General features: G+C 59.2%; 21 protein-coding genes. 7 read left to right on the top strand and 14 right to left on the bottom strand.

Features of this window, described 5'->3' with window-relative positions; all coding sequences use genetic code 11:
* Nucleotides 1-3: 3 nt before the first annotated feature.
* The 3 genes from sdeY (at nt 4) to ykgO (ending at nt 3744) form a co-directional block, all read left to right on the top strand.
* The gene (sdeY, locus tag AWX27_RS15165) at nt 4-3150 is read left to right on the top strand and encodes a multidrug efflux RND transporter permease subunit SdeY (RefSeq protein ID WP_060423439.1); all 3147 of its coding nucleotides are present in this window, start codon (nt 4-6) and stop codon (nt 3148-3150) included.
* A gap of 186 nt (nt 3151-3336) precedes the next feature.
* Nucleotides 3337-3591 (top strand): type B 50S ribosomal protein L31, encoded by a 255-nt coding sequence (locus tag AWX27_RS15160; RefSeq protein WP_004940303.1) that lies wholly within the window; start codon nt 3337-3339, stop codon nt 3589-3591.
* Nucleotides 3592-3603: 12 nt separating this feature from the next.
* Complete coding sequence (gene ykgO / locus AWX27_RS24605) at nt 3604-3744, top strand: type B 50S ribosomal protein L36 (protein WP_004940304.1); 141 nt, start codon at nt 3604-3606, stop codon at nt 3742-3744.
* Between the two features lie 106 nt (nt 3745-3850).
* Here ykgO and AWX27_RS15155 read toward each other — a convergent pair whose 3' ends face one another.
* The 4 genes from AWX27_RS15155 to AWX27_RS25120 are packed head-to-tail and all read right to left on the bottom strand — an operon-like array spanning nt 3851 to nt 6459.
* A complete protein-coding gene (locus AWX27_RS15155) occupies nt 3851-4729 on the bottom strand; it encodes a metal ABC transporter solute-binding protein, Zn/Mn family (RefSeq protein WP_060423436.1) in 879 nt (292 codons plus the stop codon).
* A 25-nt stretch (nt 4730-4754) separates the two neighbouring features.
* Nucleotides 4755-5612 (bottom strand): metal ABC transporter permease, encoded by an 858-nt coding sequence (locus AWX27_RS15150; RefSeq protein WP_060423433.1) that lies wholly within the window; start codon nt 5610-5612, stop codon nt 4755-4757.
* Entirely contained in the window at nt 5609-6322 is a 714-nt protein-coding gene (locus AWX27_RS15145; RefSeq protein WP_060423430.1) for a metal ABC transporter ATP-binding protein, read from the bottom strand. The genes AWX27_RS15150 and AWX27_RS15145 overlap by 4 nt, the downstream gene beginning before the upstream one ends.
* Nucleotides 6319-6459: a hypothetical protein gene (locus AWX27_RS25120; protein ID WP_154292170.1), complete on the bottom strand. Its 141-nt coding sequence runs from the start codon at nt 6457-6459 to the stop codon at nt 6319-6321. Before AWX27_RS25120 ends, AWX27_RS15145 begins: the two co-directional genes overlap by 4 nt.
* Before the next feature lie 272 nt (nt 6460-6731).
* On the opposite strand from AWX27_RS25120, the gene AWX27_RS15140 reads away from it, so the two are divergent.
* The 3 genes from AWX27_RS15140 to AWX27_RS15130 all read left to right on the top strand — a co-directional run bounded on the left by AWX27_RS15140 (nt 6732) and on the right by AWX27_RS15130 (nt 7866).
* Nucleotides 6732-7085, top strand: a complete 354-nt coding sequence (locus AWX27_RS15140) for a hypothetical protein (RefSeq protein WP_060423427.1) — start codon at nt 6732-6734, stop codon at nt 7083-7085.
* A 158-nt stretch (nt 7086-7243) separates the two neighbouring features.
* Nucleotides 7244-7612 carry an Hha toxicity modulator TomB gene (gene tomB, locus AWX27_RS15135; RefSeq protein WP_004940312.1) on the top strand — a complete coding sequence of 123 codons (369 nt, stop codon included), beginning with the start codon at nt 7244-7246 and terminating at the stop codon, nt 7610-7612.
* 50 nt (nt 7613-7662) lie between these two features.
* Complete coding sequence (locus tag AWX27_RS15130) at nt 7663-7866, top strand: HHA domain-containing protein (protein WP_004940313.1); 204 nt, start codon at nt 7663-7665, stop codon at nt 7864-7866.
* A 282-nt stretch (nt 7867-8148) separates the two neighbouring features.
* On the opposite strand, the gene AWX27_RS15125 is transcribed toward AWX27_RS15130, so the two are convergent.
* Both AWX27_RS15125 and gbpA read right to left on the bottom strand, forming a co-directional pair.
* A complete protein-coding gene (locus tag AWX27_RS15125; RefSeq protein ID WP_060423424.1) occupies nt 8149-8667 on the bottom strand; it encodes a cytochrome b in 519 nt (172 codons plus the stop codon).
* Between the two features lie 52 nt (nt 8668-8719).
* Nucleotides 8720-10147 (bottom strand): N-acetylglucosamine-binding protein GbpA, encoded by a 1428-nt coding sequence (gbpA, locus tag AWX27_RS15120; RefSeq protein WP_060423422.1) that lies wholly within the window; start codon nt 10145-10147, stop codon nt 8720-8722.
* Between the two features lie 252 nt (nt 10148-10399).
* Between gbpA and gspS the strand changes: the two genes are divergently transcribed.
* Complete coding sequence (gene gspS / locus AWX27_RS15115; protein WP_060423419.1) at nt 10400-10762, top strand: type II secretion system pilot lipoprotein GspS; 363 nt, start codon at nt 10400-10402, stop codon at nt 10760-10762.
* Here the strand turns inward: gspS and AWX27_RS15110 are convergent.
* Genes AWX27_RS15110 through gspG form a run of 8 tightly spaced genes read right to left on the bottom strand, consistent with a single transcriptional unit; the run spans nt 10759 to nt 15965 of the window.
* Complete coding sequence (locus tag AWX27_RS15110) at nt 10759-11574, bottom strand: prepilin peptidase (RefSeq protein ID WP_060423416.1); 816 nt, start codon at nt 11572-11574, stop codon at nt 10759-10761. The two genes, gspS and AWX27_RS15110, sit on opposite strands and share 4 nt — an antisense overlap.
* A 35-nt stretch (nt 11575-11609) precedes the next feature.
* Nucleotides 11610-12056: a type II secretion system protein GspM gene (gene gspM / locus AWX27_RS15105; protein ID WP_060423413.1), complete on the bottom strand. Its 447-nt coding sequence runs from the start codon at nt 12054-12056 to the stop codon at nt 11610-11612.
* On the bottom strand, nt 12053-13183 hold the full coding sequence (gspL, locus tag AWX27_RS15100; protein WP_060423408.1) for a type II secretion system protein GspL: 1131 nt from the start codon (nt 13181-13183) through the stop codon (nt 12053-12055). Before gspL ends, gspM begins: the two co-directional genes overlap by 4 nt.
* Before the next feature lie 3 nt (nt 13184-13186).
* Nucleotides 13187-14092 (bottom strand): type II secretion system minor pseudopilin GspK, encoded by a 906-nt coding sequence (gspK, locus tag AWX27_RS15095; RefSeq protein WP_228011772.1) that lies wholly within the window; start codon nt 14090-14092, stop codon nt 13187-13189.
* Nucleotides 14089-14700 carry a type II secretion system minor pseudopilin GspJ gene (gspJ, locus tag AWX27_RS15090; RefSeq protein WP_060423405.1) on the bottom strand — a complete coding sequence of 204 codons (612 nt, stop codon included), beginning with the start codon at nt 14698-14700 and terminating at the stop codon, nt 14089-14091. Before gspJ ends, gspK begins: the two co-directional genes overlap by 4 nt.
* A complete protein-coding gene (gene gspI / locus AWX27_RS15085; protein ID WP_047728681.1) occupies nt 14697-15044 on the bottom strand; it encodes a type II secretion system minor pseudopilin GspI in 348 nt (115 codons plus the stop codon). The genes gspJ and gspI overlap by 4 nt, the downstream gene beginning before the upstream one ends.
* The gene (locus AWX27_RS15080; RefSeq protein WP_072265458.1) at nt 14956-15534 is read right to left on the bottom strand and encodes a prepilin-type N-terminal cleavage/methylation domain-containing protein; all 579 of its coding nucleotides are present in this window, start codon (nt 15532-15534) and stop codon (nt 14956-14958) included. The genes gspI and AWX27_RS15080 overlap by 89 nt, the downstream gene beginning before the upstream one ends.
* Nucleotides 15531-15965, bottom strand: coding sequence for a type II secretion system major pseudopilin GspG (gene gspG / locus AWX27_RS15075; protein WP_047730782.1), 435 nt, complete (start codon nt 15963-15965; stop codon nt 15531-15533). Before gspG ends, AWX27_RS15080 begins: the two co-directional genes overlap by 4 nt.
* Between the last annotated feature and the right edge of the window lie 22 nt (nt 15966-15987).

The following is a 15987-nucleotide window of genomic DNA, read 5'->3' as shown; positions in this document are numbered from 1 at the left end:
TACATGGCTAAGTTCTTTATAGATCGCCCAATTTTCGCCTGGGTAATCGCCATCATCGTCATGTTGGCGGGGGTGCTTGCAATAATGAAACTGCCTATCGCGCAGTATCCCACTATTGCACCGCCGGCGGTGAGCATTTCCGCCAACTACCCGGGCGCAGATGCCAAAACGGTGCAGGATACCGTCACGCAGATTATCGAACAGAACATGAACGGTATCGATAACCTGATGTACATGTCTTCCACCAGTGATTCCTCTGGTAGCGTCACCATTACCCTGACGTTTGATTCCGGCACCGATCCTGACATCGCGCAGGTTCAGGTCCAGAACAAACTGTCGTTGGCCACCCCGTTGCTGCCGCAAGAAGTTCAGCAACAGGGCCTGAAAGTAGAAAAATCCAGCAGCAGCTTCCTGATGGTGGCCGGCTTCGTTTCCGACGATCCGAACATGACTCAGGACGATATTGCGGACTATGTGGCGTCCAATATCAAGGACCCGATCAGCCGTTCGTCCGGCGTAGGTGAAGTGCAGCTGTTCGGTGCCCAGTACGCGATGCGTATCTGGCTGGATCCGAACAAGCTGAACAACTACCAGCTGACGACCACGGACGTAACCTCCGCCATCACCGAGCAGAACAACCAGATCGCCGCTGGCCAGCTGGGCGGCCTGCCGCCGGTGCCGGGGCAGCAGTTGAACGCCTCGATCATCGCGCAGACCCGTCTGACTTCGCCGGAAGAGTTCGGCAAGATCCTGCTGAAGGTGAATACCGACGGTTCCCAGGTGCGCCTGCGCGACGTCGCTCACATCGAGCGCGGCGCGGAAAGCTACGCGGTTACCGCTCGCTATAACGGCAAGCCTGCCGCCGGTCTGGGTATCAAACTGGCTACCGGTGCCAACGCCCTGAACACCGCCAAAGGTGTGAAAGACGAGTTGGCCAAGATGGCGCCATTCTTCCCGCAAGGGATGAAAGTGGTTTATCCGTACGACACCACCCCGTTCGTTAAAATCTCCATCAACGAAGTGGTGAAAACGCTGATCGAAGCCATCATCCTGGTATTCCTGGTGATGTATCTGTTCCTGCAGAACTTCCGCGCGACGCTGATCCCAACCATCGCGGTGCCGGTGGTACTGCTGGGGACCTTTGCGATCCTTGCGGCGTTCGGCTTCTCGATAAACACCCTGACGATGTTCGGCATGGTGTTGGCGATCGGCCTGCTGGTGGATGACGCCATCGTGGTGGTGGAAAACGTCGAGCGCGTCATGTCCGAAGAGGGGCTGCCGCCGAAAGAAGCGACCCGTAAATCGATGGGCCAGATCCAGGGCGCGCTGGTGGGTATCGCCATGGTGCTGTCGGCAGTATTCGTGCCGATGGCGTTCTTCGGCGGTTCAACCGGCGCCATCTATCGCCAGTTCTCGATCACCATCGTGTCCGCGATGGCGCTGTCGGTGCTGGTGGCCTTGATCCTGACGCCGGCGCTGTGCGCCACCATGCTCAAACCGATCCCGAAAGGCGATCACGGAGTTAAAACAGGCTTCTTCGGCTGGTTTAACCGCATGTTCGAGAAGAGCACGCATCACTATACCGACAGCGTGGGCAACATCCTGCGCAGCACCGGCCGCTATCTGATCATCTACCTGCTGATCGTGGTTGGCATGGGCCTGCTGTTCCTGCGCCTGCCTTCCTCGTTCCTGCCGGACGAAGATCAGGGCATCCTGTTGACCATGGTGCAGCTGCCTGCCGGCGCCACCGAGTCCCGCACCAACAAAGTGCTGGAAGAAGTCTCCGACTACTTCCTGAACAAGGAAAAGGACAACGTGGTTTCGGTGTTTACCGTCGCGGGCTTCGGCTTCAACGGTAACGGCCAGAACAACGGCCTGGCATTCGTCAGCCTGAAAGACTGGGGCGAGCGTCCAGGGGCCGGGAACAAGGTCGAAGCGATCGCGGGCCGTGCCATGGGCGCGTTCTCGCAGATTAAAGAAGGCCTGGTATTCCCGTTCAACCTGCCGGCGATTATCGAACTCGGTACCGCAACCGGCTTCGACTTCGAGCTGATTGACCAGGGCGGCCTGGGGCACGAGAAACTGACCGAAGCACGTAACCAGCTGTTGGGCATGGTTGCTCAACATCCGGACGTGCTGGTTGGCGTGCGCCCGAACGGCCTGGAAGATACGCCGCAGTTCAAACTGATCGTCGATCAGGAGAAAGCCAAGGCGCTGGGCGTCAGCATCACCACCATCAACAGCACGCTGAGCACCGCCCTGGGTGGTTCGTACGTCAACGACTTCATCGACCGCGGTCGTGTGAAGAAAGTGTACGTACAGGCCGAGGCGCCGTTCCGTATGCTGCCGGAAGACATCAACAAATGGTACGTGCGCGGTACGAGCGGCCAGATGGTGCCATTCTCCGCCTTCTCTTCGGCGAAATGGGAATACGGCTCACCGCGTCTGGAACGCTATAACGGCTTGCCGTCGATGGAAATTCTGGGCCAGGCCGCACCGGGCAAGAGTACCGGTGAAGCGATGAACCTGATGGAACAGCTGGCGTCCAAACTGCCAAGCGGCATCGGTTACGACTGGACCGGCATGTCCTATCAGGAACGTCTGTCGGGCAACCAGGCGCCGGCGCTGTACGCCATCTCGATTCTGGTGGTGTTCCTGTGTCTGGCGGCGCTGTATGAAAGCTGGTCCGTGCCGTTCTCGGTCATGCTGGTATTGCCGCTGGGGGTTATCGGTGCGTTGCTGGCCGCGACGATGCGCGGCATGAACAACGACGTGTACTTCCAGGTGGGGCTGCTGACCACCATAGGCCTGTCGGCGAAGAACGCCATCCTGATCGTGGAATTCGCCAAAGACCTGATGGAGAAAGAAGGCAAAGGCCTGATCGAAGCGACGTTGGAAGCGGTGCGTATGCGTCTGCGTCCAATCCTGATGACGTCTCTGGCCTTCATCCTCGGGGTTCTGCCGCTGGTTATCAGCAGCGGTGCAGGCTCCGGCGCACAGAACGCGGTAGGTACCGGCGTAATGGGCGGGATGATCACCGCCACCGTCTTGGCGATCTTCTTCGTACCGGTGTTCTTCGTGGTGGTTCGCCGCCGCTTCAGCAAGAAGAACGAGGACCTGGAACACAGCCATCCGGTAGAGCACCACTGATCGCTCAGTGATGTGAGCTCCACCCGATAATCGAAAAGGCCGCGCATGCGGCCTTTTTCTTTTGCTTCAGTTGCTTAATGCAAACCGTTCTCATTAATTCACTCTTGTGTGCAATTTGCGCTTGATCGTGATGCCAGGTCGGCGCATAATTATTGTTATAGTATAACATTACACGAGAGAGCCATTATGAAACCCGGCATCCACCCCGATTACCGCACCGTGGTCTTCCACGACGTCAGCGCCAATGCCTACTTCAAAGTGGGATCGACCATCAAAACCGATCGCACCATCGAACTGGACGGCGAAAGCTGGCCGTATGTCACCCTCGACGTCTCTTCCGCTTCGCACCCGTATTACACCGGCAAGCAGAAAGACTATTCCAAAGAAGGCAGCACGGCGCGCTTCCAGCAGCGCTTTGGCCGCTTTATCGGCAATAAGTAACAAGGAACCCCCATGCAGGTATTGAGTTCATTGCGTTCGGCGAAAAATCGCCACCCGGATTGCAAAGTCGTGCGTCGTCGTGGCCGCATCTATGTGATCTGTAAAAGCAATCCGCGATTCAAAGCGGTACAGGGACGTAAGAAAAAGCGTTAACTCCAAAGTGTCATCTGTCGCAAAGCCCCGTTGCTGCTCAACGGGGCTTTTTTTATGGCGAGAAAGTGCCTACAAGCCGTCCCCCGCCGGCAGGCGGGGGCGGAGATTACTTCATGCTGCTCAGCAGCGCGTCGACATTGTGCTTGAACGCCTGCTCATAGGTGGCCGCCGGGCCGCCCGCGCGGGAGAGCGCTTCAGGGTACAGCTCGCCGCCCGCCTTGGCACCGGTGGCGGCGGCAATCTGTTTCACCAGCCGCGGATCGGTCTGATTTTCGATAAAGTAAGCGTTAACCTTTTCCTGCTTGATCTGTTTGATCAGGCCCGCCACGTCGCTGGCGCTGGCTTCTGCCTCGGTGGAAAATCCGACCGGGGCAAGGAAGGTGACGCCATACTCTTGCCCAAAGTAGCCAAAAGCATCATGGCTGGTCAGCACCTTACGTTTCTGTGGCGGTACTGCCGCGAACTGGGTTTTGGCCCACAGATCCAGCTTTTGCAGCTGCTGAATATAGTCGGCTCCGCGCTGACGAAAATAGTTGGCATCCTCGGGATCGGCGGCAATCAGGGCATTCATCACGTTGGTAGCGTACTGTACGCCGTTTTTCATGCTGTTCCAGGCGTGAGGATCGGTAATCGGTTTCCCGTCCTCTTCCATCTGACGAGTGCTGATCCCCTGTGAAGCGGTGATCACCTGCCCTTTATAACCCGAGGCGCTGACCAGGCGATCGATCCACCCTTCCAGCCTCAGGCCGCTGACGAACACCACATCAGCCTGAGCCAGCTTCTTGCCGTCCTGCGGCGAGGGCTCGAAGCTGTGCGGATCGCCATCCGCCCCCACCAGCGTGCTGACCTTGACGTGATCGCCGCCCACCTGTTTGACGATATCGCCCAGAATGGAAAAGCTGGCGACGGCGTCAACGGTCTTCGCCATCGCCCATGGGCTGGCCAGCAGAGCAGCGACCGCCAGCGATATAGGTAAACGTTTCATACTTTCTCCTTGCAAATGGCACTTCTCAACGGCGCACGAAGGCGCAAATGCCTCCGCGCGTTCCAAACAGGATCGAGACGAAAAAGATGACGCTGGCGCTGAGCACGATCGCCGGGCCGGCAGGCAGCGAAGCGTAATAGGACCACACCAGCCCAATCACGCTGGAAAGCGCGCCGATGCCCATCGCCGTCGCCAGCGTCTGCGGCAGATTGCGCGCCCAGAAGCGCGCGCTGGCGGCGGGCAACATCATCAGCCCCACCGACATTAAGGTGCCAAGGATCTGGAATCCCGCCACCAGATTGACCACCACCAGCGCCAGAAACAGGCCGTGGATCAGCGCCAAGCGGCGCGGCGCGTTGACGCGCAGAAAAGTCACGTCGAAGGATTCAATCACCAACGCACGATACAGCGCCGCCAGCGCCAGCAGCGAAACCGAGGCGATCGCACCGACCATCACCATGGCCTGTGCATCCACCGCCAGAATCGAACCGAACAGCACGTGCAGCAGATCCACGCTGGAACCGCGCAGCGAGACCAGCGTGACTCCCAGCGCCAACGACCCCAGATAGAACCCGGCGAAGCTGGCATCCTCTTTCAGCGGCGTGCGGCGGCTCACCAGGCCGGACAGCATCGCTACCGCCAGCCCGGCAATAAAGCCGCCCACGCCCATCGCCACCAGCGACATGCCGGAGATCAGATAGCCGATCGCCGCGCCCGGCAACACCGCGTGTGACAAGGCATCCCCTACCAGGCTCATGCGGCGCAGCAGCAGAAACACGCCCAGCGGGGCGGCGCTGAGCGACAACGCCAGGCACGCCATGAACGCGCGGCGCATAAAACCGAAAGAGAGGAAAGGATCGATAAGCGCATGCCACAGCATCATGGCGACACCGCCCGCAGATCCGGCTGCCGTTCAGTGGCGTGATACCTCGGCACCTGCTCCAGCACTCGCTCGGCCGCGCCCCAGTGGCAAGCCTGCGGCGTCAGCAACAGCGCCTGCGGAAAATGCTCGGCAACCATCGACATATCGTGCAGCACGGCGATCACCGTTCTCCCCTGCCGGTGCAGCTGCGCAATCACCTGCAGCAAAATTTGCGTGGTGGCGCTGTCGATGCCGGTAAAAGGCTCATCCAGCAGGATCAGCGGCGCCTGTTGGACCAGCAGGCGTGCAAACAGCACTCGCTGCAGCTGGCCGCCAGACAGCTCGCCCACCGGGCTGTGCGCCAGCGCACTCATGCCAACGTTCGCCAGCGCCTCATTGACCTGGCTCGCCGCACGCTTGTTCATGCCGCCGAACATGCCGCTTTGCGGCCAACAGCCCATCGCCACCAGATCGCTCACCGCGATGGGGAACTGCCGGTCCAGCTCCGCCTGCTGCGGTAAATACGCTCTGCGCGGTGGCTTTCCGCCGCTAAAACTCAGGCTGCCTCCCAACGGCGGCAACAATCCGGCGAAGGTTTTCAGCAGCGTCGACTTACCTGCCCCGTTGACGCCCACCACCGCAGTGAGCGATCCGGCGGTAAACTGCCCGCTCAGCGGCGGGAAAAGCGGCGTGGCCCCATAGCCTATCGCCAGCTGACGCAAGGTAATCATGGCAGCGACACCGCCCAGAAAATGCCGAGCCACAGCAGGGCCAGCAGCGCAACGGCCCCCGCACAGCGCACGGCAGCGGAGGTGGTAAACAGCGAATTCAGTGACGACGCGGCGTCATGTTGTGAAGAGGGAGTCAATGTCGTGATCAACGCGATGAATTAATGGTTATAATATAACATCACACTCACTGCGACGTCTCAAGCTCTGCCGTGCCAATTAATGCAACGGAACGTAACAGCCCCGCGCAGCGCGCTCTCCCCCGCCACGTTCCCCCTTATCAACCTCAGGGATATTCCCGTTCGACAGAAATGTTGGCATAGGGTAAAGAACTGCGGTAAATCGAAAAATTTACCGACGAGGCCGGAAAAGGAGTAAGATAAGCAGATAACATTGCTGTTGGCCGAGATTAATGCTTGTTACCCTTGCCTGTAGCCTGGAAGTGAACGCACTTTCTGTTAAAAAATTAAAGAAAGTGATTAATGACAATATAGCGGAGTTAGTGCCGGCGCTGACCAGCGGACTCAGTTTTTATTCTGAAAGCGCACGCTATGCCGAGGATTCATTAGAAATACTTGATATAGTGCCACAAGGTGACGGCGGTTATTCAATGAGTTATCGCTATAAGTGGGGCATTTTTAATGCCTGTCTGGATATCAACAGCGAAGATATCATCAACGACAGCGTCCGGTTTCGAGTGACGGCGCGGGGTTTAATCTTCGACATCATTGATAACTCACGTCCATCAACTGCGGATGAATTGTAAGTTTACGTAATAACTGCAGGCCAAACGCGAAAAAATGATTTATATTCATTTTACGGGAAGTTTATTTAACCACCGTTAAGCTGCCTCCGTTCATGATGTAAATCAGCTTACTCACATAGTGTTATCACACCGCAATTAAGACTTACGGAGGGGATGATATGGATGAGTATTCGCCTAAGCGACACGACATTGCTCAGCTCAAATTCTTGTGCGAAAATTTGTATGATGAAGGCATCGCGACCCTGGGAGACAGCCACCACGGGTGGGTCAACGATCCGACATCCTCCGTCAACCTGCAGCTTAATGAGTTGATCGAACATATCGCTTCGTTTGTGATGAGTTATAAAATTAAATACATGGACGAATCAGACCTGTCGGAGTTAGTCGAAGAATATCTCGACGATACTTATACGCTGTTCAGCAGCTACGGTATCAATGATTCCGACCTGCGCCGCTGGCAAAAGACCAAGGCGAGATTATTCAGAATGTTCTCAGGAGAGGACATCTGTACGACAATGAAAACTTAGGGGATAATTATTCCCGAGCTATTTTACGGTTATTAAACTAAAAGGCCACCATGACTAAAACCGACTATCTGATGCGTTTACGTAAATGCACCACGATTGATACTCTCGAACGTGTTATTGAGAAAAATAAGTACGAGCTTTCCGATGATGAACTGGAGCTGTTTTACTCAGCGGCCGATCACCGTCTGGCGGAGCTCACCATGAACAAACTGTATGACAAAATCCCCACCTCCGTTTGGAAATATGTCAGGTAATCAGACCCCAACGCGTTGAGCCGATGCTTTTATCGGCTTCAATGTCCACGTTGAATACGTATTTTTCCTATTGACAATGAAATGTTAATTACGTTCATCTTTATCGTTAATAATAAATAGACACACTTCTCTGTTCCTGTTCGGGGTATAACGCGATTAACGCGTGATGACTCTCGCCCCTGCTTTACGGCCACCAGCGTAACGGCCATGCCGCCAACTCCCCTATGCTCCTCGCGGCCACGCCGCCGCACTGCCTCCGGGCGGCGTGATCGCCCCGTAAAATCAGAGCATGCGGCGCAAAATCGCCTGCCGGGCAAAACAGTGGTGTTTAATCACCGCCGCGACGTGCAGCACGATCATGGCCGACAGCGCGATACACGCATAACGGTGCACGGCGAAAAAGAAGCGGTTAACGTCGAGATTTGCAATCGGGCGTGGGAAGTCAATCGTGCCGAAAACGGCAAAGCCGTGCTCCAGCATGAGGAATCCGCTGAGCAGCACCACGAAAATCAGCAGGTAGAATATTTCGTGCAGCAAATGCACCAATCCTTTCTGGTGTCCTTGCAACATATCGCCATAGGGCACCTTCGGCCGGAAAAAGCGCCAGATAAAGCGCGCCGCCATCAGCGGTGTCAGCACCAAGGCCAACGACATATTGGTCACGGAGAAAAAAGCGAAGATGCGCGCATCCGTCATAAAATGCAGCGAATAACCAACGATCATTACGTAGATCATGACCGCGGCAATGCCCCAATGCAGTAACCGACTGAAAAGATCGTAACGGGCAGGTTCGTGTGACATAAAACTCCTTGAAAAGCGGCCATCGCTGGCCGCTTGGCTATCCGATTTACGCTTATTTTTTCAGGATCCAGGCATCCTGCCAGTTGGATCCCACGCCCGGCTCATAATGAGTCGCGCCGCTGTTCCACTGCATGCAGTAACCGCTGTAAGGGAAAGGTTTGCACTGATACACCTTACCGTTCTTCGGCTGCAGCACCGTGGTGCCGGCGGTGTATTTACTCAGCTCGTTCGGGAAGACGAAGTTGTAGTCGCCGTTGCCGCCACCGCCGGTGGAGTCTGCTTCCAGGTTGAAGTTTTCGATATCAGGCTGAATGCTCTGCCCGTTGTCGTTGCTGGCGATCACTTTCAGCATGTGGTGGCCTTCGCTGACGTTGGTCAGCGCGATGGTCAGCGGCTGGCTGGCGTCTTCCAGCGTCTCTTTCACATAGCCTTTCTCCGTCTGGCCGTGATCGTAAACGCGCGCTTCAACCGTCAGCTTGCCTTTGACCTCGGCATTGAAGGTCAGCTGGGCTTTACCGTCCTTGATCTTGGTGCTGGACAGATTGCCGATGCGGATCTCCTCGGTAATGGCCGGCGTTTCTTCCTCATAGGAGATCACTACGCTCTTCATCGGGCTACCCTGCTTGGCGAAGACCGCGTTATTGCCGAATACCGGGTTGACGTTGCCTTTGCCGTCTTTCACTCCGGCGCGCACCGTTTTCTGCTCGACGTTGATCTTGGTTGCCAGTGCGTGGCTCCAGCGGTTTTTGTCGGTCAGCGCCTCGCTGTCGATCGCCAGCTCGGTTTTCATCGCCAGCACTTCGCCGCTCGCGTCGAAGAAGCGAGCGATCACTTTATCGCCAACCTGCAGGTTTTTACCGGTGAGGGATCCCTGCAGCTGCTTGCGCCATTCGGATACGACGCCGTCGTCCTCGAAGTTGACGTCAACCACCTGATAGAAACTGTTCACCGTGTCATTGATTTCCCACACGCCGTAAATCACCTGATAGCCGGTTCTCTCCGGCACCACGCACTGGTGCACTTCGCGATCTTTTGGCGCCTGAGCATGGCCATCAACCTCGCAGAACGGCTCTTTTTCGAAAGCCTCGCGCGACAGCGGCTTGTTCACGTCCCAGTCTTGTTTGGTGATGTAGTAACGCCAGTTATTGGTTTTGTGCTTGGCGGTGTGGTACCAGGTGAACGTCTGCGGCCCCGGCTTCATGGTGTTCAACGCCCAGACGTTGACGCCCTGGCGATCCAGCGGTTCGAAGCCATTAACCCCGCCGCTGGCCAGCTGGCCGTCGAGCGGCGTAGCGCCGCCAGGGAAGCCGGAAATCTGCTCAACGCTCTGCGGTTCCCACTGCGCCCGGCCGCAGTCGGTGTTGCTGCCCAGCTTGCACTTGTAGGCGCGGCTTTCGGGAACTTCGATATACCCATGCGACCAGGCGGCCGACGAGGCAGCAAGCGTTGCCATCATCAGGGCAATTTTGGATAATTTCATTACGACTCCAGTTAAATTTATTGGATTCCAACTGAGTGAGAAGAAACTCAAAGAGATGCGGCGATACCGCGAGAGGAATAATAAGTAGAAGCCCTGAACGCCAGGCACTTAGAATGCATTAAAATAATAAAACCTAATACGGCCAAGATATTAAATGGCATGACAAACGTTTAAAATAATCCGGAAATCGCGAAGCGCCGCCTTGCGGCGAAAGAAATAAGCGCACCGTTCCTATTCCACAGAGAGAATAACGTGACATTGAAAAATATCGCCGCAGCGGTCTTGGCCTCCCTGCTGCTCTCCGGCTGCCAGCACGCCGCCAAATCGGCCCCTGACGCCGCCGCCCAACGCGACCAGCTGTCGTCGCTGGTCGGCGCCGGCTTGTTTTTGAGAGAGCGTTGCAATCGCGCCGACATCCCGGCCGACGATAAGCTCACGGCGGCGGCGCTGCAGGAAGCAGAGAAAAAAGGGTGGTCGCCGGCGCTCAATCGCGCCCAGTTGCTTGCTGCAGGTCAACGCGTCGCCGCACAGCTGGCGGCCGACGCCACGCCGCTGCAGGAGAAGTGCAGCGAATTCAATCGGTCACTGGCGCCCTTTCTAGCCCAGCTCCGTTAGCCCCCCAGCGGCAGCGCAAACCATTGGCAGGCCACCGCGCCTGCGCCCGCCGTCGCCAGCCCCGGCCCGAAAGGCAGGGGCTGAGTTCCATCACCGCCGCGCCATACGCGCAGCAACAGCCACAGCAGGCTGCCGGCGGAGGCAAACAGCAAGATCGACGGCAAAGCGGCATACCCGCCCCAGGCGCCAAGCGCCGCCAACAGTTTAAAATCGCCGTATCCCAGCCCCTCGCGGCCGGTCGCCAGACGAAATGCCCAATACAGCAGCCACAGCGTCAGATAGCCCGCCATCGCGCCGACCACCGCCGCCGGCAAAAAGGCCGGGTGCGCCAGGCAATGCCACAGCAACCCGCCCCACAACAGCGACAGCGTCAGGCAATCCGGCAGGAGTTGGCGCTCGCTGTCAATCGCCGCCAGCGCCAGCAACAACGCAACAAACGCAAGCATGAAAAACCAATCAACCCCGATGCCGAGACGCCAGGCCAGCATGATTCCCATCAGCATCAGAAATAACTCCACCAGTGGATAACGCACGGGAATAGGGCTGCGGCAATAACGACAGCGGCCACGCAACAGCAGCCAACTTAATAGCGGAATATTATCGAACGCCGATAATTGTTTTATGCATGACGGGCAAAATGAACGCGGCCAAACGAGATCAAATCGCTCGGCCTGCGTCGTTTCTATTTCACGCTCAAGCATGATAGGCAGCCGATAAACGACCACGTTAATAAAACTGCCGACGCACAGACTCAACACGGCGCTAAATAACAGCCAGTGTTCATCCGCCGCCGCGTTTAGGGCGAATAGCATGATTTTTCTGATTCCTGATGATTCGTTAGCGTGAGTTACATCGACGGCTGCGTCGTCACCTGCAGCCGGCTGACCTGCACTACGCCCGGCGCCTGCCCCGCGCGCTCCACGGTGAGCGCGAGCACGCGGATACCGTGCTCGCGCTGCAGGGCAGCCAGCCACGACAGCAGGCTTTCGAACGGCACAGGCGGCAGCCTCACCAGCATCTCCGCGTCACTTTCCGTCAGGTCGGCGAGGGGAATGCGGTACGCTTGCGCGCTCTGCCGCAGCCGCTCCGGCAGTTGCTCGCGCGCAGCGGCGCCCGGCGGCGAGCGAGCCTGCAGTTGCTGGATGACACGTGCCTGCCCCTGCAGCGCCGCCAGCTGTTGTGCGCTTTTCTGCGCCTGTGAAAACTGATACAGGCAATAGCCGCAGGCTACCAACAACAACAGGCTTAACAACACCGCCCGCCGCAACGCCTTATCGTGCCACCCGATATTCATCGCTCACCTCTCACCGTCAGGACCGCCTGGTTGGGTGCGCCGCCTTCGCTGAACGTCATGCTGACCTCGCCATCGTTAATCGGTGCCGGCAGCGGCACGTCGTTTCTGTTCACCGTCACCACCAGACGATCGTCGGCAGCGTCGAAAGCCAGCGCCTGCAGCTGCGGGGGCGCCCATAAAGCGAGTGCCCCGGCCGCGTAGGGCAGCAGCCTGAACAGCTGCGGCGCATTCAGGGCGTCTTGCATACGCCGCACCTGCGCTTTCGCCGCCTGTTCCGCAAACGCCGGCGCGGTCTGGCCAGGCAGCAGGCGCTGAGACAGTACCGCTATCCGGCTCTCGTTCTGCCGGGCCATCTGTTGGTGATGCAAACCGCCCACCAGCAGCGAACCACTGAGCAACAGCAGCGCGCAGACGGTCTTATCGGGCAGGCGACGCGGCCAGCGTACGCTCGGTTTGAAACGCCCCTGCAGCAGCGTGGCGGGGCTGCTCCAGGCCTCTTGCGCCAGTTGCCAGAGCGGATCCTCGTCAATGCGCGCCGCTTCCCAGCCCGCCGGAATCTCCCCGCCGCAGTGCAAACACCAATCCGGCGTCGGCAGCGGAGTGCAATCCCGCCAGGCATCGGGCAGCGACAAGCTCTGCCCATTCCCCGTTCGGATCAGCCAGCGATCGCGCCAGCGCAGCGCGCTGCATTGGCCCGGCAGCGGCAATGCCAGCACGTCGGGCAGCATTTTATCGGCGCGAATGCCGCAGGCGCTCAGGCGCTCGACCCAGCCCTGCATCTGCGCCAGCGCGACGCCGGCGAGGGTGAAATCACGCTGCGCCTTGCCCAGCACCGCCCAGTGCATCTGCTCGGTATCGGTCAACAGCCCGGCCTCGTGGGCGTAGGCCAGCGCCAGTGGCGTCGCCTGCCGGGCCTTGCCCTGGAATGTCGTTTGTCTCAGCACCACATGACGGGCAGGCACCAGTACCACGACCCGGCTGCCCTGCGCCATGGCTGCCAACTCGCCGCCGCCGTCGGTCAGCTCGAGGCGGGCGCCAAAGCGGCAGCGCGTCTCGCCGACGTGGCCCCAGCGCACATCGGCCATCGAGTCCTCGCTCAGCGCGATAAGCAGGATTGTGTTCGCCACCCTTTACCCCTCCCCTCTGTCGAACTGGCGTCCGCTGACCGTGATGCCTGACTGGCCCGGTTGCCACGCGCTGACGAGCCGATAGCGCCCGTCGTTCAGCGTCAGCTGCAGCTGTGCAATCCAGCGGCTGTCGTCGAACTTCAATCGCTCGTCGAGATCGTCGTCATCCAAGGCTTGCAGCGCTTTTTCCTGCGACAAAAACGTCAGCGTCTGCCACCCCTGCGGCGGGCGGGCCGCCAGCAACGTCCGCAGCCGTTCTCCGCCCAGGGCGTTCATCAGCATCGCCCGCAGCAGCGGCAACCGGGCCTCATCCACGGCGTCCGGGTTGATCTGCAATTCAGCATCCGGCGCCGCACAAAGCTGCGGCGCGAGGCGCAGGTATAGCTCACGATCGATACCGGCCAGCTCCCGCAGTTCGCTGATATCCCCCATCAGGTACCCTTCGCCATAAGCCCGGGCGACGATCGCATCGGCAATCGCGCCTGCCTGCGCGTCGGCGATGCCCAGGTTGTTCAGTAACAGCATGAATATCCGCCTCTCTTTATTGGAGGGAACCCCCTCGCTATCTCCGACCTCCGTTGGGCCGGCGGCGCGGATCAGGGCGTTTACGTTGAAACAGGCATCGACCCGGCGCAGGCGTATCGCCACTTCCCCCTCTTCGGTACGCATACTGAACGCCGCCCCAGAGGCTCCCCAGGCCTTGCGCTGCTCTCCTGCCTGCCGCCACCGCTGTTGGGCGTAGCTCTCCCCGCCCAACAGCAGCCATTTCGCCCTCAGCCGATCCTGCTGAGACTGGGTGCGCGCCAGCGAACGCTGCCAGTGGTCATTGATATTGACCGCCACGATCGCCATCAGCGACATCATCAGCAGCACCATCAACAGCGCCATACCGCGTTGTTTTTTCATCATGGCCTCGCCGAGGACAGCGCGATGATGCGCCGTATTTCCCCTAACGCGGGGGTTTCGACGGTGATCTCCACCGCCTGCGGCAGCAGCCCGCCGGCTCGCCAGGCCGTCAACCATTCGCCTTGCCGGTAAAAACGCAGGCGGAACCGCGTCACCTCAGGCAGCAACAGCACGCTGCGCGCCGTCGCCTGCGGGCTGCTCAAATTCGGGTAACTGAGGCGCTCCAGCCGCCCCTGCCGATGGCGATAGGCCACCCGCTCCTGCGTGGCACGCGGCAGCCGGGCCTGCGGATTCGACCAGCCGCTTCGGATCAGCAACAGCTGAAAATCCACGTCTTCCCCCTCCGCCGTCTGCAGCACCGCGAATTCCGGCGCCGCCGGCCTGCGTTTATCACCGATCGGCGCACGCGCCTGTGCATGAGCAAAATCGCGCTCGACGATCGCCAGCGCCCGTTGCAGCTGGGTCAGCTGCGTCGATTTGCGCTGGGTAATTTCGTCGTTTTTCAGCACGCCCCTGAAGACCGCCAGGGCGGTGAGCGACAGCATGGCGAACAGGGCGATGGCCAGCAGCATTTCCACCAGCGTAAAGCCGCGTTGCAAAGCGCGCTTCATGGCAACCCCCGGTAAGCCTGTAACTCCGCCAGCACGTTGCGATCCTGCGGATCGCGCCTGACTTCGATCGCGATCGCCCGCATTCCGGCGTCGCTGGTCTCCTGCCCACGATAACGCCAGTGCCAGGTCTCACCGGCCATCACCGTGGTGCCCGAATGCCAGGCCAGCGTCGGCGGCTGCGGATCGAGCTGCAGCAGCGTCAGCTGGTTGTCCGCTACCCACAGCGCAACGGTCTTGGCTTCGATCTCGCTCAGGCTACGCACCTGGCCGCCGGTGCTGTTGATCAGCGCCAGGCAACCGATGGCGAAGATCATCAAGGCCACCATCACTTCCAGCAGCGTCATGCCCTGCTGGCGTCTCATTTTCCGCGTCATCGCAACGAATGTCCGTCGTTTCAAATACGAAGTAACCGGGCGCCTGCAATCGCCACAGGCACCGCCCCTGCGACAGCACTACGCTGAACGCCGTGGTTTCGCCCCCCGGATACAGCCACACCTGCGGCGGCCGCGCCGCCGCGTCATCGAGCGCGACGGTTTGCCCTTCAACGCTCAGCCACAGCGCGATGCCGTCCGGCAGGGCGTATGCCTCCCGGCTCGCCTGCCCCGCAGCGGCAACGCTGCGCCAACCGCCGCTGCCGAACGCCACGCCATAACTCACCCCTTCGCGCTCGGCCCGCTCGGCGAGGGCATTCAACCAATGGTTCAGCCGCTCCCCCTGCCGTGCCAACGCTTTCTCATCCGCCGGAAAACTCAGCATCACCAGGCCGCTGGTCACCCCCAGCAGCAGCAATACCAGCATGATCTCCAGCAGCGTAAAGCCGCGTATGCGCCTCATGGCGCGTCGGCGTCGGCCACCCAGTTGCCGATATCGTCATCGGTGTCGGCGATGCCGTCCGGCCCCAGAGAAAACACGTCCAGCTTGCCGTGACGCCCCGGATTACGCAGACGATACTCCTGCCCCCAGGGATCTTGCGGCAACCGGCGGATATAACCGTCTTCGGGATAATTTCTCGGGATCGGCGCCAGCGCCGGCCGGGTCACCAGCGCCGCCAGCCCCTGTTCCGCGCTGGGATAACGCCCGTTGTCCAGCTTGTACATATCCAACGCGTTCTCTAACGCGACGATATCGCTGGCGGCCTTTTGCCGATCGGCCTTCTCCTTGTTTCCCATCAGGCTTGGAATAGTCAGGCTGGCCAACAGCCCCAGAATGACGATCACCACCATGATTTCCAGCAGCGTAAACCCTCGCTGCCTCGACCTGCGCATCTTGCTGATATGACTCACTTTA

Source organism: Serratia sp. 2880STDY5682894 (assembly GCF_001537385.1).
In the GTDB taxonomy this organism is placed as follows: Bacteria; Pseudomonadota; Gammaproteobacteria; order Enterobacterales; family Enterobacteriaceae; genus Serratia; species Serratia nevei.
Note: the sequence above shows the minus strand (reverse complement) of the source record. Positions and strands in the feature narration are given on the sequence as shown.

What these genes read in the sequence shown, in the direction of transcription:
- sdeY (WP_060423439.1), top strand. Translation starts at nt 4, where the DNA reads ATGGCTAAGTTCTTTATAGATCGCCCAATTTTCGCCTGGGTAATCGCC.
- AWX27_RS15160 (WP_004940303.1), top strand. Translation starts at nt 3,337, where the DNA reads ATGAAACCCGGCATCCACCCCGATTACCGCACCGTGGTCTTCCACGAC.
- ykgO (WP_004940304.1), top strand. Translation starts at nt 3,604, where the DNA reads ATGCAGGTATTGAGTTCATTGCGTTCGGCGAAAAATCGCCACCCGGAT.
- AWX27_RS15155 (WP_060423436.1), bottom strand. Translation starts at nt 4,729, where the DNA reads ATGAAACGTTTACCTATATCGCTGGCGGTCGCTGCTCTGCTGGCCAGC.
- AWX27_RS15150 (WP_060423433.1), bottom strand. Translation starts at nt 5,612, where the DNA reads ATGATGCTGTGGCATGCGCTTATCGATCCTTTCCTCTCTTTCGGTTTT.
- AWX27_RS15145 (WP_060423430.1), bottom strand. Translation starts at nt 6,322, where the DNA reads ATGATTACCTTGCGTCAGCTGGCGATAGGCTATGGGGCCACGCCGCTT.
- AWX27_RS15140 (WP_060423427.1), top strand. Translation starts at nt 6,732, where the DNA reads ATGCTTGTTACCCTTGCCTGTAGCCTGGAAGTGAACGCACTTTCTGTT.
- tomB (WP_004940312.1), top strand. Translation starts at nt 7,244, where the DNA reads ATGGATGAGTATTCGCCTAAGCGACACGACATTGCTCAGCTCAAATTC.
- AWX27_RS15130 (WP_004940313.1), top strand. Translation starts at nt 7,663, where the DNA reads ATGACTAAAACCGACTATCTGATGCGTTTACGTAAATGCACCACGATT.
- AWX27_RS15125 (WP_060423424.1), bottom strand. Translation starts at nt 8,667, where the DNA reads ATGTCACACGAACCTGCCCGTTACGATCTTTTCAGTCGGTTACTGCAT.
- gbpA (WP_060423422.1), bottom strand. Translation starts at nt 10,147, where the DNA reads ATGAAATTATCCAAAATTGCCCTGATGATGGCAACGCTTGCTGCCTCG.
- AWX27_RS15110 (WP_060423416.1), bottom strand. Translation starts at nt 11,574, where the DNA reads ATGCTATTCGCCCTAAACGCGGCGGCGGATGAACACTGGCTGTTATTT.
- gspM (WP_060423413.1), bottom strand. Translation starts at nt 12,056, where the DNA reads ATGAATATCGGGTGGCACGATAAGGCGTTGCGGCGGGCGGTGTTGTTA.
- gspK (WP_228011772.1), bottom strand. Translation starts at nt 14,092, where the DNA reads ATGATGAAAAAACAACGCGGTATGGCGCTGTTGATGGTGCTGCTGATG.
- gspJ (WP_060423405.1), bottom strand. Translation starts at nt 14,700, where the DNA reads ATGAAGCGCGCTTTGCAACGCGGCTTTACGCTGGTGGAAATGCTGCTG.
- gspI (WP_047728681.1), bottom strand. Translation starts at nt 15,044, where the DNA reads ATGACGCTGCTGGAAGTGATGGTGGCCTTGATGATCTTCGCCATCGGT.
- AWX27_RS15080 (WP_072265458.1), bottom strand. Translation starts at nt 15,534, where the DNA reads ATGAGGCGCATACGCGGCTTTACGCTGCTGGAGATCATGCTGGTATTG.
- gspG (WP_047730782.1), bottom strand. Translation starts at nt 15,965, where the DNA reads ATGCGCAGGTCGAGGCAGCGAGGGTTTACGCTGCTGGAAATCATGGTG.